Annotated in this window: 16 protein-coding genes; 3 read left to right on the forward strand and 13 right to left on the reverse strand. The window is 57.9% G+C overall.

From position 1 onward, the window contains the following. Positions 1–2 precede the first annotated feature (2 nt). The 5 genes from JHL21_RS12465 to JHL21_RS12485 form a co-directional block, all read right to left on the reverse strand. Positions 3–1,085 carry an efflux RND transporter periplasmic adaptor subunit gene (locus tag JHL21_RS12465; protein WP_200213810.1) on the reverse strand — a complete coding sequence of 361 codons (1,083 nt, stop codon included), beginning with the start codon at positions 1,083–1,085 and terminating at the stop codon, positions 3–5. Positions 1,086–1,253: 168 nt separating this feature from the next. Further along, a complete protein-coding gene (locus JHL21_RS12470) occupies positions 1,254–1,676 on the reverse strand; it encodes a DUF1178 family protein (RefSeq protein ID WP_182394418.1) in 423 nt (140 codons plus the stop codon). Between the two features lie 57 nt (positions 1,677–1,733). Then, entirely contained in the window at positions 1,734–2,564 is an 831-nt protein-coding gene (locus JHL21_RS12475) for a carbon-nitrogen hydrolase family protein (RefSeq protein ID WP_200213812.1), read from the reverse strand. A 35-nt stretch (positions 2,565–2,599) separates the two neighbouring features. Beyond that, a complete protein-coding gene (grxC, locus tag JHL21_RS12480; RefSeq protein WP_169195480.1) occupies positions 2,600–2,854 on the reverse strand; it encodes a glutaredoxin 3 in 255 nt (84 codons plus the stop codon). A 27-nt stretch (positions 2,855–2,881) separates the two neighbouring features. Continuing rightward, positions 2,882–3,682 carry a ComF family protein gene (locus tag JHL21_RS12485; protein ID WP_367948188.1) on the reverse strand — a complete coding sequence of 267 codons (801 nt, stop codon included), beginning with the start codon at positions 3,680–3,682 and terminating at the stop codon, positions 2,882–2,884. 35 nt (positions 3,683–3,717) lie between these two features. On the opposite strand from JHL21_RS12485, the gene JHL21_RS12490 reads away from it, so the two are divergent. Next, the gene (locus JHL21_RS12490; RefSeq protein WP_200213814.1) at positions 3,718–4,548 is read left to right on the forward strand and encodes an SAM-dependent methyltransferase; all 831 of its coding nucleotides are present in this window, start codon (positions 3,718–3,720) and stop codon (positions 4,546–4,548) included. Positions 4,549–4,847: 299 nt separating this feature from the next. Here JHL21_RS12490 and JHL21_RS12495 read toward each other — a convergent pair whose 3' ends face one another. The 7 genes from JHL21_RS12495 to JHL21_RS12525 all read right to left on the reverse strand — a co-directional run bounded on the left by JHL21_RS12495 (position 4,848) and on the right by JHL21_RS12525 (position 12,867). After that, on the reverse strand, positions 4,848–5,417 hold the full coding sequence (locus tag JHL21_RS12495) for a CarD family transcriptional regulator (protein WP_169195482.1): 570 nt from the start codon (positions 5,415–5,417) through the stop codon (positions 4,848–4,850). Positions 5,418–5,778: 361 nt separating this feature from the next. Next, positions 5,779–6,117 carry a ferredoxin FdxA gene (fdxA, locus tag JHL21_RS12500; RefSeq protein WP_169195483.1) on the reverse strand — a complete coding sequence of 113 codons (339 nt, stop codon included), beginning with the start codon at positions 6,115–6,117 and terminating at the stop codon, positions 5,779–5,781. Between the two features lie 152 nt (positions 6,118–6,269). Beyond that, positions 6,270–6,677 carry an RNA-binding S4 domain-containing protein gene (locus tag JHL21_RS12505; protein ID WP_200213816.1) on the reverse strand — a complete coding sequence of 136 codons (408 nt, stop codon included), beginning with the start codon at positions 6,675–6,677 and terminating at the stop codon, positions 6,270–6,272. 6 nt (positions 6,678–6,683) lie between these two features. Next, complete coding sequence (locus JHL21_RS12510) at positions 6,684–9,569, reverse strand: helicase-related protein (protein WP_200213818.1); 2,886 nt, start codon at positions 9,567–9,569, stop codon at positions 6,684–6,686. A 572-nt stretch (positions 9,570–10,141) separates the two neighbouring features. Further along, the gene (locus JHL21_RS12515; RefSeq protein WP_200213819.1) at positions 10,142–11,569 is read right to left on the reverse strand and encodes a hypothetical protein; all 1,428 of its coding nucleotides are present in this window, start codon (positions 11,567–11,569) and stop codon (positions 10,142–10,144) included. 115 nt (positions 11,570–11,684) lie between these two features. Beyond that, positions 11,685–12,659 (reverse strand): ribosome small subunit-dependent GTPase A, encoded by a 975-nt coding sequence (rsgA, locus tag JHL21_RS12520; protein WP_200213821.1) that lies wholly within the window; start codon positions 12,657–12,659, stop codon positions 11,685–11,687. Between the two features lie 64 nt (positions 12,660–12,723). Beyond that, entirely contained in the window at positions 12,724–12,867 is a 144-nt protein-coding gene (locus JHL21_RS12525) for a hypothetical protein (RefSeq protein ID WP_169195486.1), read from the reverse strand. Positions 12,868–13,302: 435 nt separating this feature from the next. Here JHL21_RS12525 and JHL21_RS12530 point away from each other — a divergent pair, with 435 nt between their 5' ends. Together JHL21_RS12530 and JHL21_RS12535 are read left to right on the forward strand one after the other, a co-directional pair. Beyond that, entirely contained in the window at positions 13,303–13,518 is a 216-nt protein-coding gene (locus JHL21_RS12530; RefSeq protein ID WP_169195487.1) for a cold-shock protein, read from the forward strand. A 227-nt stretch (positions 13,519–13,745) separates the two neighbouring features. Continuing rightward, entirely contained in the window at positions 13,746–14,000 is a 255-nt protein-coding gene (locus JHL21_RS12535) for a hypothetical protein (protein ID WP_169195488.1), read from the forward strand. Between the two features lie 78 nt (positions 14,001–14,078). Here the strand turns inward: JHL21_RS12535 and JHL21_RS12540 are convergent, their stop codons facing one another. Then, positions 14,079–15,026 (reverse strand): phosphotriesterase, encoded by a 948-nt coding sequence (locus JHL21_RS12540; RefSeq protein WP_254082043.1) that lies wholly within the window; start codon positions 15,024–15,026, stop codon positions 14,079–14,081. Between the last annotated feature and the right edge of the window lie 34 nt (positions 15,027–15,060).

Genomic DNA, 15,060 nt, shown 5'->3' on the forward strand with positions numbered 1-15,060 from the left:
CGCTATTCCGCGACCAATGTGCCAGCCTCAACCTTGGCCGGATCGAGGATCACCACATCGCCCTGGTTCAGCCCGCTGGTCACAATCACGCGCTCCGCTGGCCAATCATTGAACTCAATGGGCCGGGCCTCTGCGACGCCAGCATTGGCTACCATCACATGGCTCTGCGCGCCTTCTGTGATGATCGCGCGGCGCGGCACCGAAAGCGCGCCACTCACCTCTTCCACAATCACATTGGCATTGACCGTCAGCCCAACGGGCAGGTCCACCGCCTCATCAAAGCCAATCTTTATCGCCCGACCACCGGTGGATGCATCCACGGTCGGCGCTGCAAAAGTAACAGTGCCATGCTGGGCGACGCTCGCCCCCACAGGCTTGAGCAACACCTTCAGCCCCTCGGCAACGCGCGAGGAATAAAGCTCGTCGACATCGGTCTCAACCACGAGGTCGGAGAGATCGGCAATGCTGAAGAGCTCGCCTTGCGTATCCACCAACTGCCCCAGATCAACACCACGGCTCAGCACCACGCCCGAGATCGGTGCTGTAATCGTATATTGCTTGAGCTGCGCATCGGCCTGCTCCAGCGCTGCCTGCAGGCGCGCCGTCTCAGCAATTGCTGCCGACAATGAAAGTTCGGCGTCTTCGCGCGTCGAGCGCGAGGCATTTTCGCCCAAGGCCTGCGCACGCTCAGCGGTCGCCTTGGCTTGGCTTTCTTTCACCTTTTGCGCATCAAGCGCAGCCCGCGCCTGCTGCCACTGCGCATCGGCCAGTGCCTTATCGAGTTCGACCAGCACCTGGCCCTTTTCCACCGTATCGCCTGTGTCCGCGGCCACAGTCAGCGCCTTGGCCGAAACCGCCGCGCGCACCGTCACCGAGTTTTTTGCCGCGACGCGCCCGTTGACCGCCAACACTTGCGAAATATCCTGCGGCGCGATGGTTTCCAGCGCCACTTGCACACGCTTGGGCTCCCAGGGGCGAGCAATGGCTCCATAAGCCCCCAGCCCCACCAGCGCCACCAAACCGAAAATCAGCATCCCTTTAGGACGCTTCCGCTTCGTCTTCTGTTCCGGGTTGGGCTTGGCCACTGGTCTCATCCTAATGCGGTTTCTGCCTAAACGCCGGCAGAGGCGGAAAGAGTTCAAATAAACGCGAGCATGAATTCAAACGCGCTATTTAACCTTGATATTACGATAAAAGGCCACCAGCAGATCACTGGCGGCCTTTGAAAATTCAACACGCTGAAGCGTAAAGCCTCAGTTCTCCTCGCCCACATCAGGCAGGGGCAGAAACTCAACACCCTCGTCGACCAGCGCTGCAACCTCATCCTTGGTCGCTTCGCCATAAATGCCGCGCGGTGCAACTTCCTCGAAATGGATTTTGCGCGCTTCCTCGGCAAATTTATCGCCAACATAGTCCGCTTCGTTGACCACCTTCTGGCGGTACTGGCGCAAAAATTCGCGAACCTTGGCCGCTTCCGGATGTGCGGCAGACAACGACACACGTTCACTGTCCTTGCGCGCCACAGCGGGAGCCATCATCGCTTTTTCTACGGAGCGTCCGCCACAGATCGCGCACAGCACAATGCCACGCGCTTTCTGCTCGTCATAAGCCGCTGCGCTCTTAAACCAAGCGTCGTAGCTATGCCCTTCGGCACAATGCAATGAATACTGGATCACGGTTCAAATCGTTCTTGCAGGGGCAGTTTTGGTGCCATCCCGGTCATATAGGGGGTTTTACCCCTCATGCAAAGCCGGAGCGGCAAAGCTGCGGGCATTGGCCAAGGCCGGCACACGTTGGCGCGCCTCGCCCACCGCCGCCAAATCAATATCAGCGATCAACACGCCGGGCCGATCATGGTCCAACTCCGCAATCACTTTCCCCCAAGGGTCAATAATTAGCGAATGCCCATAAGTGGCGCGACCATTGGGGTGATGCCCGCCTTGCGCCGCCGCAATCACATACGAGCCTGTTTCAATCGCCCGCGCGCGCAAAAGCACATGCCAATGCGCCTGCCCTGTCGGCACCGTAAAAGCCGCTGGCACAGCCATCAGCTGCGCTCCGGCATTGGCCAGCGTGTTGAACAGTTTTGGGAAGCGCATGTCGTAGCAAATGGCAAAGCCAAGGGTAAACGCATCCACCTGTGCCACCACGGCCTCTTCACCCGCCTTATAGGTGGCGCTCTCGCGATAGGCGTTGAGCCCGGCAATATCGGCATCGAACAGGTGGATCTTATCGTAGATTTTCACCTGCTGCCCATCGGGCCCAAACAGCACCGAGCGATTGGCAAAGCGTCCATCCTCAAGCGGGATCGGCAGCGAGCCAATATGTACATACATGCTGTGCTGCTTGGCCAATTCCCCGACGCGCTGGAGCTGTGGGTGCCCTTCAAAATTCGCCGCGACTGAGCGCAGCTGATCCCGGTTTTCCGGGAACAGCAATGCAACCTCCGGGGTCTGCGCATACCGCACCCCAGCGGCCGAAGCCTCCGCCAACATGGGCTCCAGCGCGGCCAGATTGGCCTGCGGATCAAGCCCGGAACACATCTGAATGGCGGCGATCTTCATGGTGAAACGCTCAGCTCGGCTAAATTGGGGTCTGCTTAGTTCGCCAACAGCGGGTCGAGCCCGCCCTGACGATCAAGCGCCGACATATCGTCATAGCCCCCGACATGGGTTTCGCCGATGAAGATTTGCGGCACGGTGCGACGACCATGAGCGCGTTCCATCATCAGCTCGCGCACCGCCGGGTCAACAACACTGATTTCCTCAAAGGCAACGCCCTTTTCAGTGAGCAGCGCCTTAGCGGCGTGGCAGTAGGGGCATGTCGGGGTCGTATAGATTTCGACCTTAGCCATTTGAATTCTCCGTCACTATTGTGCCTCTTATATGGGGTTGTCGTCGCCAATGACAACGCGGGCAAAGCTAAGCACCTCAATCTTCTCAACACCCGCCCGCTTGAGTACGCGCGTCACCGCCTTAACCGTCGCGCCTGTCGTGTAAACATCGTCAACAATCACCACCCCGCGCCCTTTCAAGCGCTCCAAAGCGTGTGGATGAGCGGCAAAGGCCCCCTGCACATTTCTGAGCCGCCGATCGCCACTGAGCCCCACTTGCTGCGCCGTTTTGCGTTTGCGCCTGACGACGAACGCATCAACCTCCAGCACCGCCAGGCGCGCAATTTCCTGCGCCAGCATCATGGATTGATTGTAGCGCCGAAACCGCAAGCGGCTGGCATGCAGCGGCACCGGCACCAACACCGGTTTTGCGCCCCAAAACTCTCTGCCCGCGCCAACCATCAACCGCGCGCATAGTTTTGCCAGCTCCGGCCGGTCGCCATATTTGAGCTTGGCGACCAGCGCCCCCGCCATCTCATTGTAGTGAACGCTGGCTCTGGCCCGTGCAAAGGGCGGCGGGTCCGCAATCGCCTCAGCAGAAAGAAAGTCTCCCCCTTCCGCTTCCACCGGAATGCCCATCACCGAACAGAGCGGGGCGGTGATCGGGCGCAGCTTTGCAAAACACGCCCCGCACAGCCCTTGTGCTTCGGCCAATGGTGCCCCGCAACCGCCGCAACAGGGCGGATACAACTGGTCGAGCACAGCAGCACCCGCCCACGCGAGCCCCCCGCGCACACGCCTCCATGCTCCGGCTTTGACTTCGCTTCCGCCCCTCTTCATAAGGGACATTCTGTCACAGCCCCAATTTGGCGAAAGCCCCTCTTATGTCTGCCCCGCCCCGCCTCTTCGACGCCGCCCAGATCGCCCGTAATTTGGCGCGCCGCGCCTCAAGCGAAAACTTCGTCCGCGATCTGGTGCTGGAAGATTTGGCGGAACGCCTCAGTGCCTATAAGCGCAATTTTGCCCGCGCCATCATCATCGCGCCCGACGCATCGACGCTTCCGACAACCCTCTTCACCGCCGATGGCCCCGTCCCGGTCACGTCCATCGAAGCCTATTCTGGGGCCGAATTTCCCGACCTGCCCGAAGGCGAGCAAGACCTCATCATCTCGCTCCTCCATCTCCACACCATTGACGATGTGCCCGGGCACCTGGTTCGTCTCCGCCGCCGTCTCAAACCCGATGGTCTTTTCATGGCGGCCTTTTTGGGCGGCGATACGCTCACCGAACTGCGCGAAGCTTTTCTCTCCGCCGACCTCACAATTTCGGGTGGCTCCTCGCCGCGCGTTGCTCCGATGGCGCAAGTGCGTGATGCGGGCGGTCTTTTGCAACGCGCCGGTTTTGCCCTGCCCGTTGCCGACGTCGAAACCCATCGCGTCCGCTATTCATCTCCCTTCGCGCTCATGGTCGAAGTGAAAGCCTTGGGCGCATCCAACCCCTTGCTCGAGCGCCCCAAACGCTTTGCCACCCGCACGCTCCTCGCCGAGGCGGCACAAGCCTATGCGAACCGCGACGCCGACCCCGACGGCCGCATCCGCGCCACTTTAGAAATCATCTGGCTGGCCGGCTGGGTCCCCCACGAAAGCCAACAAAAACCCCTAAAACCCGGCAGCGCCAAAGTCTCAATGACCAAGCTTTTGGGTGACAAGGCCTAATCCACCAAAAGGTCCTTCCCCAAAGCCCCCTCAGCACACCGCCCCAATCCCTCCCCCGCTTCCGGGGGAGGTTAGGTGGGGGCTTATGCGACCACCCCATACCTGCCCACACCGTCATCCCTCTGGATGGCCGGGTCCATCCCCCAAGCCCCCCAAAAAACACCGCTCCGCCTCCCTCCCCCCTGAGGGGAGGGATTGAGGGCGGGGCAACATCCCCAAAGCCAAAACAGCAAAAATCCCAAAAACAAAAAGGGCCGGTGTTGCCACCGACCCTATTAATCTCAATGCGTCGTCGAAACTTACGCGGCAGCTTCTTCGTCGCTATCAGCGTCCGCGGCATCAGCCTTGGTGCGCTTCGGGCTCTTGGCGAGCTGCTTTTCGATCAGCTGCACAGCTTCGGTCAGGGTCAGCTTACGCACCGAACCGATTTCACGGCTCATACGATCCATAGCCTGTTCAAACAGCTGGCGTTCCGAATAGGACTGCTCTGGCTGTTCTTCCGAACGATAGAGGTCGCGAACAACTTCCGAGATAGCGATCAGATCGCCCGAGTTGATCTTGGCTTCGTATTCCTGAGCGCGGCGCGACCACATGGTGCGCTTGACGCGAGCGCGACCGGTAACGGTGTCGAGCGCCTTCTTCACTTCTTCGTCTTCGGCCAGCTTACGCATGCCAACAGACTTGATCTTTGCTGTAGGGACGCGCAGTGTCAGCTTGTCTTGTTCAAAGCTGATAACGAACAGCTCAAGGGTTAGCCCGGCGACTTCCTGCTCTTCGATCGACACGATCACGCCGACGCCATGTGCTGGGTAGACGACAAATTCGCCCGTCTTGAACCCAAGCCGCTGCTGCTGCTTCTTGGCTACCATATGCTGGAACTCCTTGTTGACGCCCCACAATGGCCGGTTCCTTGCGGCAAGGACCTGCCATAGATACTCAATTACTCAAACGCCGAAGCGCTTCAGGCAGCAGAGCTTCACGGTCGCCCGGATCCGCTTTCCGTGCGCCATTCACCAGATGATGTGTGTCAAAAAAATCGTGCCTAAAGGCACGGTGCTGACGGGCTCAACTGCTTATGGGAGTACCATAGCATAAAATTTCGGCAGAATCAAAAGGTACTAATCAAAGCGCGAATACTGCGCAAGCGCGCGCGCGTCACAGTTTAGCCCTTTCCCAACAAACCCTTGCGCCGCCGAGAAAAACCGGCGGCGGCAAGTTGTGTACGTAGCTTTAGTCGCCTTCGCCGGGCGTCTCAGAGAAGTACTTTTCGAGCTTACCTTCTTCGCCATCACGTTCCTTTGCTTCCGCCAAAGGATCGCGACGTTCGGTCAAATTAGGCCAAGCGGCTGCATACTTCCGATTCAGTTCAAGCCATGAGTCGAGGCCTGGCTCGGTATCTGGCTTGATCGCTTCGGCCGGGCATTCTGGTTCACACACACCGCAGTCGATGCACTCGTCCGGGTGAATGACCAGCATGTTCTCGCCTTCGTAGAAGCAGTCTACAGGACAAACTTCAACGCAGTCGGTGTACTTGCAGGAGATGCAGTTGTCGGTGACAATGTAAGTCATATTTGCAGGATTTCCCGTGGGGAAGCGACCCTAGCCTTGGGCAGGACCGGGCCAATCTCAACTGCGTTTGGTGCTAACGTGTTTTTGCCAAGGCCGCAAGGCTAGCAAGGGAGACTGTTTGGCGCAGAACAGCTCTTGGTGAATACGTTATTCTATTCCTCGAACCCATCGCGCAGACGATCGGTGTCGCGCCGCTCTTTTTTTGTCGGACGCCCTGCCCCCGGAGCGCGCTCGGCAATCGCCGCGTCATAGGGGCTTTTCTCAAGTTTCGGCAGAGGTGGGGGTGAGAGATCCTCGTAAAGCCCTTGGGCTTCGGCCGCCGGTCCCCGCCGCACGCCCGGATCAACAATGCGCCAGACGAGCACGCGATTGTGCAGCGCCATCGTCAGCACATCGCCTGCGCCAACCTTATGGTCACTTTTATCGGTCTTTTCGGAATTGACCCGGATGGCGCCGGTTTCGATGATCTTTTGCGCCAGAGTGCGTGATTTTACGGCACGCGAGAAAAAGAGGAACCGGTCGAGCCGCTCCTTGCGGAGCGGAACCTCGCCCGGTCCCAATTTGTCTTACTCGGACTTGCCGCGCAGCGCGGCAAGCTTTGCGAACGGGCTGTTCGGATCGAAGGCCACCTTGCGCTCTTCGCGCTGAGGAGGACGGCGATTCTCCGGACGTTCGGTCTTTTCAGGGCGGGTCTTGCCAGCCGGACGCGTGTTGCGCTCTTCGCCTTCAGGACGACGTGGGCCCTTATTGCGCGGACGCTCGTTCGGACGACGTTCCTGCTGCTGCGCACCTTCGCCCTCTGGGCGACGGCCACGGCCTTCAGGACGACGATTCTGGCTGTTCTCATTGTGGCGACGGCCACCTGGGAACCACACTTCGTCAAACTCAGGCTCAGCTGGAGCAGCCGGTGCAGCCACTTCCGCTTCAGCAGCAGGCGCTGCCTCTTCGGTTGCAACCGCGTCAGCAGCATCGGCCGCTGGCGCATCCGCCACGACCTCAACCGGCGCCGCAACCTTAACGGTCTTGCGCAGGCGATAGCCCAGCGAAGAGAGAATCGAGGCGAAATCTTCGCCCGAGCAACCCAGCAGCGAGGTCATCTCGACCGTGACGCGGAAGCCATTGGCTTCGGCAGCACCCACTGGCAACTCACCCTGGTATGGGCGCGATGCATCGAGCGCGATCAGCGGACGGATGATATCGGCAAGGCGTTCGAGAATATCGATACGCACAGCGCGCTTACCGGCAACCTTAAAGCCTGCAACCTCATAAAGGCGCGTATCGACTTCAGGATCGACGAGGAAGGAGGTGCGGCCCGACAGCACGATGTGCGGAATATCGGTCACGCCTGCCTGACGCACGCCACCGTTCTTCAAAGCGAAGAGAATCAGTGCCAGCTCGCGAGGCGCGGGCTTGAGCGATAGCGGCAGGTAGATGTGGTAAGCACCAAATTTGATGCCCAGCTTACGCAGCTTGCCGCGCTCGTCCTGATCCAGACCCTTTACATCGTCGGCCATAGCCGCGCGTGGCATGACGCCAAGGTTTTCGAACAGGCGATAGGCGATGCCGCGAGCGGTGCCTTCGACGTCGGCCGGCGCTTCCAGGCTCATCACCTGCTCAAGCACGGTGTTGATGTGGTGGCGGAGCCAGAGCGACAGACGATCCTGCACGCGGTCCAAATCAGGACCGGTCAGGCTTTCGTCAGCCAGAGTGATGATACGCGGACGATAGAGGCTATCGCCTTCTGCTAGTTCCGCCACAACTTCACCGCGCCAGCGCAGACGGCCATCGGTCGTCAGCACAAATTCTTCGTTCGGCGCACCCGCGAGCCGGTCGGCTCGGTGGTGAATCTCCGGCGCGACCACAGACTCGGCCGCGGTACGAACGCCCTTGGCGTCAGTGTCGCCTTCTGTTCGGGCAAGGGTGAAGCGGAAGCCTTCGAGCGTGCCGATGAGGTGGCCTTCCAGCCGCACTTCGCCACGTTCATTGATCTCGGGAGATACCATACGTTTGTCTTTCAGATGGCGGAGCAGTACGCTGGTGCGCCTGTCGACGAACCTCTGTGTGAGCCGTTCATGTAGAGCGTCACTCAGTCGATCCTCTATGTCTCGCGTCTTTTCGCGCCAATGAATTGGGTCTTCAAGCCAGTTTTTACGATTTGCGACAAAGGTCCAAGTCCGGATTTGCTTAATCCGGTTGCTCAGAGTGTCAATGTCGCCCTCTGCATTGTCGCAAAAGCGCACCTGCTCGGCAATCCAGTCTGCGTTGACAGAACCTTTTCGCCTTAAGTCCGAGTAAATGCGCGTTACGATCTCACCATGCGCAGCAGGTGAGATGCCCTGATAATCAGGTATCTGACAACATTCCCAGAGGAGTTTGACGCTATTCTGGCCTTTTACGAGGCTTGCCGCCTCATTTCTGGCCAGAAATTCTAGTGCCAATTGGTCTGTAGCCACAGGAACTCTGGTTAAAGTTCTGTCGCTAGGCGCTTTTTCTAGTGATGCATGCAGACGCTCTAGAGATGAAAAATCTAGCGCGCTGTTGCGCCATTGCACCACTTTTATCGGCTCGAAGTCGTGTGTTTCGAGCGCAATAACCAATTCTTCGTCGAATCCCTCGGTCCCACCGGTCACGCCAAACGTGCCGTCACGCTTGTGACGACCGGCGCGACCCGCGATTTGCCCGAGCTCGGAAGGCGTCAATGGACGGCTCTGCCGCCCATCAAATTTGCTATCGTCGGCAAAAGCGACGTGCCCAATATCCAAATTGAGCCCCATGCCGATGGCGTCAGTCGCCACGAGGAAATCCACATCCCCGTTTTGATAGAGCTCCACCTGTGCATTGCGCGTGCGGGGCGAGAGAGCCCCCATCACCACCGCCGCACCACCGCGTTCGCGGCGCATCAATTCGGCAATGGCGTAAACCTGCCGCGCCGAAAACGCGACAATGGCCGAACGCGCTGGCAAGCGGCTCATCTTCTTTGAGCCCGAATATGTCAGCTGCGAAAAGCGCGGACGCTCGATAATCTCGACATGCGGAACGAGCTTGTAGATCACCCCGGCCATGGTCAGCGACCCCAGCAGCAAGGTTTCCTGCAAGCCGCGCGTGTGCAAAATGCGGTCGGTGAACACATGCCCGCGGTCAAAGTCGATCGCGGTTTGGATTTCGTCGATACACACGCAATCGACGTGAATATCGGTGGGCATGGCTTCAACCGTCGCCACCCAATAGCGCGGCTTTTCCGGCACGATGCGTTCTTCGCCCGTTACCAGCGCCACCGCCTGCACGCCCACACGCTCGACCACGCGCTGATAGACCTCGCGCGCCAGCAAGCGCAGCGGCAGACCAATCACCCCGGTGGGATGGGCCAACATGCGTTCGATGGCGAAGTAGGTCTTGCCAGTGTTTGTTGGGCCAAGGATTGCCTTGACCGGGGCGTTAGGACGGAAACTCATTAGGGCCTATGTAGTCCGTCCTTGCGGCAGTTGCGAGTACCTTCCGCACGCGTCTCGGAAAAGCACACTGTCTTCCCTGTGATCGCTGGCATTTTAACGCTCAGAACAAAGTTGGAACGAAGCAGAACCGAATCGACGCCAACGCATAAATCCGCTTTTGTTCACGGCTATATATAGCGGCTTTATCCCCACAACACACAAGCGCCTGTCCACAGCGCCCCTCAATCTCCCCGCAATCCCCAAAACCCGTTCAGCTTGGTGAAATCTTCGTTAATCTTTGGGGTTTGGTAAGACTTCTGACCAAGAGGTAAACTGCACAGTCGCCAAACTATTTTAGCCCTTCACACCGTCAAGCGAGGGATTGCAGGCGTCTCAGGTTTGAAATTGATAAAACAGCCCATTGACGTTCCAAAACGGGACGCCTCTCCACAGCCCCCCCCACCAACACCGCTCGTCCTCCGTCCCCTTCACCTCTCCCTTTGGGGCTTCGGAGCGTGAAGGGATCGGTCCAGTGGACCGATCCCAGCGGAGAAGGCCGTGAGAGCTATGCTCGAATGGCTTGGTCGACGCCGTCACTGCGACGGGCTGAAAAGCCGTCGTATGAGTTCAAATATGCCAATCCCGAATCCAAACAGCAGCGGAAAAGCGATGATGCGGTAGGATACCAGGGATACAAATAGCAGGAGCATTAGCGTCACTAGACGGCGAGAGGTGATCCACCCTACCGGCCAAACATCCATGTCCCTCTGCAAACGAAAACGGAAAAGATCTGGATCAATGCCCTGCTCAGCAGCGATACGATCTGCGTGCTGTAATGAATACTGCCTCGCGTGCTGTGCCTTCACCCGCAAAACAAACCAGCAACCAAGGATTGCAATGATGCACACAAAGGGCGTTAGTAGAAACGCGAACGCCACTTGAGAATTGTAGTAAAACCGCTCTGCTGGCCGGATAAACCAATATAAGAACTCTTGAGCACTGCCGCCATTGGCGAGCTCATGATACTTTCGAACTTCTCCAATAATAAAATTGTATAAATCCGCACTACTCTCGTCGCGCAGATAAACATTTTGAACGCTCATCAACCATAGGCCAGCCAAAATGAGCAGCGACATCAGTAGGAAGTAATTGAAGAACTCAGAGAACGCTGAAAAGCCAAAACGGGTATCGGCCTCATCCGCCTTCATGTGAACAGCAGCGAACTGAACGACGCTCTTCGATCCGTCGGCGTTCTGAACCGATAGATTAGTCACAAAGTGCATGTAGTAGATTGTACAGATCGTGACAGAGATCACGATAGCAGGCACCAGCCCCGCAAGCACGACGTACCCGACGAAGCCAAATATTAACAAGGGCCAGAGCGAAACTTTGGTCCCAGAAAACAGCGCTGCGACCGACCAATCATATTCCATCGAAGGGTCTGACAACAGGGCTGTCACGCCAGCAGGATCAAGCAGTGGAACCGCAACCACGGACCACCAATCGCTCAGCATCAGCGTCATCACCATCGCGAAGATTAGGAAAAATAAAAACCTATTCTTGGAAGCATGCTGCTCCCAAAGGCGCCGGACATGTGCGTACTGAACGGCATCAAGATTGCCGTCACGTAGTATGCCATTGGCACAGAGCTTATAAAGCGTGCTGTCGAACGCGCTAACAGTACAAAGTCCGAAGTAGACGATAGCCGGGGCGATAACAACGCCGAATAACGACCAGTTTACCGCGCTAAAGTACCCTACTTCCTTGGCAGAAACAGGGTTCCCTGCCCCATCAAAGACGTTTCGTCCATTTACGAGACGGCCGTCAAATTGAACCCAGCCCACCCCAAGTGAAAAAGCACAAGCAAGCAAGAAAGTGCCGATCACAATGAACCATATTAGAATATAGCTCCGAGACTCAACAACCTTACCAACAGAACGATCTACGGACAGCGCAATCGCCCTAATAAAACCTATCTTTGCAACTTTATTCGTCGCAGCAACATTCTCATCCCGACCCATAACACCCCCTCCATTCCCGATGGAACGGTAAGAAATATTGCATAGAGGGTCAATTCTGTGCGTACAGGGTGCAAACGGCCAATAGCTTCTCAATGTCGTGAGAAACTAGCCCCACTTACCCCCGGCTTTCAGCCTGCAGTTTCTTCCACCGCTCAAGGCGCTCTGGATCAAGCTCGCCAGTGGCAACAGCCGCCCGCACGGCGCATCCGGGCTCATGGTCATGGCTGCAGTTGCGGAATTTGCAAGAGGGCGCGAGTTCGGTGATCTCGGCAAAGAGCGTATCGAGGCCCTGCGCCACATCCTTGAGGTGCAAGCTCCGGACGCCCGGCGTGTCGATCACCCAACCACCGCCTGCCATGGCATGGAGCGATCGCGAGGTCGTCGTGTGGCGGCCTTTATCATCGCCCTGCCGGACGGCGCCGGTTAGCTGGGGGTGTCCCCCGTCAGAACCAACAAGGGTATTCACGAGAGTAGACTTGCCCACCCCCGATGAACCAACGAGCGCAACAGTAGCGCCCGGTCCGCACCAGGGCCGCAGCTTGGCCGCGGCGTCTTCTTCGCGCGCATTGAGCGAGATGACAGCTAGGCCGCGCTGTAGCGCCGAGGCTTGCTGCTCCAATGCCCCAACATCCTCTGCCAGATCGGCCTTGGTCAGCACGACGACAGGTTCTGCGCCCGCCTCATTGGCAAAAGCCAAATAGCGTTCGAGACGCGCGAGGTTAAAGTCAGCATTGCACGAGGCAACGATGAGCAGCGTGTCGACATTGGCCGCCACCAGCTGCATCGGCTTACGCCCTTCAGCGCTGCGCTCCAGCACGGTTTTGCGATCGAGCCTGCGCACGAGGAGAGAGGTAATGGGCTCGGCCAACACCCAATCCCCCACCGCAAAATCACCAGTATTGGTGTGCGGCGGCAGCTCAAGCTGGATCTGACCGGCGTCTGACAGTCCCGTCAATCGCCGGCGATGCACGCCATCGATCCGCAATGGCACAAGGTCATGCTCATCGCCCGCGAGCTGATCTTGGAAAAACGCTGACCAGCCCAAGTGGTTCAAGACCTCAGCTCCATCGTTTTCGATCTGGCTCATCATTGCCCCATCCAACGGCAAAACAGCACCAAAACAGCGCACATACTGATTTCGACGCCCTTCACTCTCAAGCGGACGCTTCGTCAGAAGCCACCGTCTCGTCGGCCTCGACCACTGGCTTGAGCTTGGCTTGCGCCTTTTCAGCCTTCTTAAGCGATTTGAGCCGGTCGCGTTCTTGACGTTCGAAATTGTAGTTTGGAGTGCGGGCCATGGGTCCTCGTCTAATATGAACCCAAGTTCCTGATCCTTTTTGCCTTCAAACGCAAGCCGCTGCGCCGATCTCTCCTCCACGCGCGCTGTCCCGCACTAGACCGACAAATCCTCTTCTCGCCGAACGCCGGGCAGCGCTCACCAATCTCCGGATTATTTTTTTAGAATTCAGTCTCGCTCTACGAATTGGTCCGTTCGGCGCCGAATTATCCGACAAACGCTAGAAATAAATCCCAAAAAACATTCGTCATTGTGCTTTCCGAGAGTTTCTGATATACACCTATTTACTCGTTTTCAGCCCAAGTCGGCTGCCGTTCCCCGGTGTAAACTGGGCCTTGGCTTTCTGATCAACTTTGCGAACGTTTACAACTCCATTGCATGTCGCGATGGGGTAATAGCTCGTTTTGTAGTGATCTCGAGCACTAAGGATATTCCCATGACCCGTTTGAACGGTACCGTAAAATTCTTCAACGCCACCAAGGGCTTTGGCTTCATCACGCCAGACAATGGCGGCAAGGATCATTTCGTACATATCTCCGCAGTTCAGAACTCCGGCGTTGATGGTCTGTATGAAAATGACAAGGTCAGCTACGAAGCTGAAACAGGCCGTGACGGTCGCGAGTCCGCGATCAATCTCGTTCTGGACAAGTAAGCCTTATACGGCACTTGAGGGTCGCCTACGGGCGGCCTTTTTATTTATCTGGTCCACACCAGTGCTGACCATCGGGCTCAAGCAGTCTGCCGATGCAAGCGGCCCCTCTCGCGACCAGCACCAGCGCGCAATGGTAGGCAAACGCCGTCACCTAATCTGCCGCGCAGGCGTCCGTCGCCAGGCCAAAGCGTTAAGCCGATGACTGCATAAAATCTTGGAGATCTGCCATGTTGCACCGATATAAAGTCGGCGATTTGCTCGATATGCGAACCGATCTGCGCCGGAGCAATCGCCCCGCCGGAACCTGCGAAGTTTTGACATGCTTGCCGCACGAAAAAGGGCCACTCATGTATCGAGTGAAGTCCGTGAGTGAGCGGAACGAACGTGTGATGGAAGAGGCAGATCTGTCCCCGAGCGACAGCGCCAAGTCTCTCCATGAAGCCAATGAGAGCATCTTCAGCATTGCCGTGTCCAAGCGCTAATCTGCACCCGCGCAAATCCACGTCTACGCGTCCAAACCGGGCTGATCGAGCTCTCACCAGCCCGAGGCCCTGCTCCGCTTAGCGCGCATAGGCGTTAAACGGATTATCGTGCGTCAGAGCCCGCAGCGCCTCCGCGCTCACCCCGTGTTCGCGCAGTTGCGGCATCATCACATCGCTCAAATGCGTATAGGGCCGCTGCTTGCCCCCGCGCTTCTGGGCAGGGTCATACCAACCGAGGTCATGGCTGACCAAAAGCTGGTCCCATTGCTCCTTTTCGTGGGCCCGCAGAATAAGCGCTCGCACCGCATCGTCCGGGTCACGCCCGACGTGGTCATATTCAATCCAGGCGCCGCGAGCGACCGCTTCATCATGCAGGCCGAGATCAGTCTCACTCTGCGTATGGATCCAGATAAACCGATCGGCCGAATATCCTTCCTCCTCAATTATGTCGATCTGTTGGATGGCCACGCGCCCGCGAATAGTGTGGCTGCCGATGATGGCCCCGGTGCGCGCCCCTGCCCGCGCCGCGGCCCGCAAGATGCGCTCTTCGAGTGGCGAAATCCCATCGTCCCCCGCGCTGATCTTGATCCATCCGGCACGGAAATCGGCTTCCTCCAGCCGAATAGTCAGCTCCGCGGCCATCCATGCTTCCAGCGCCGCATCATCGGCCGTGGCGACAAAGGGCGTGATCCAAGGCTCGCGATAACTGCCTGTCGGCACCACGATGGGGAATTGGGTCGCCTGTGAAACCGCCAGATCCAAATCCGCGCGACGCCCTACCCCTATGGTCGAGCATTCCACCAAGGCCGTCACGCCACGTTGTTTGATGGCCTCAATATGCGGGGCCATCACCGCAACGACATCACCTGCCTCAGCCTGCGCATAGCCGGGTTGATCAGGCGTCCGTAAATCAACAAAGACATGTTCGTGGGGCAAGATCATCCCCAGCTGCTCGCGCCGCATCGGCCCCATGCTCGTATAAAGCAAGCGCTCGCTCTGCGTGTGCCCGTGTGACGATCCGCTCATATGCTTCTGAACTCCCCCCGAAGTAACCCTAGAC

Origin of the sequence: Devosia sp. WQ 349K1, from assembly GCF_016595685.1 — a bacterium.
In the GTDB taxonomy this organism is placed as follows: domain Bacteria; phylum Pseudomonadota; class Alphaproteobacteria; order Rhizobiales; family Devosiaceae; genus Devosia.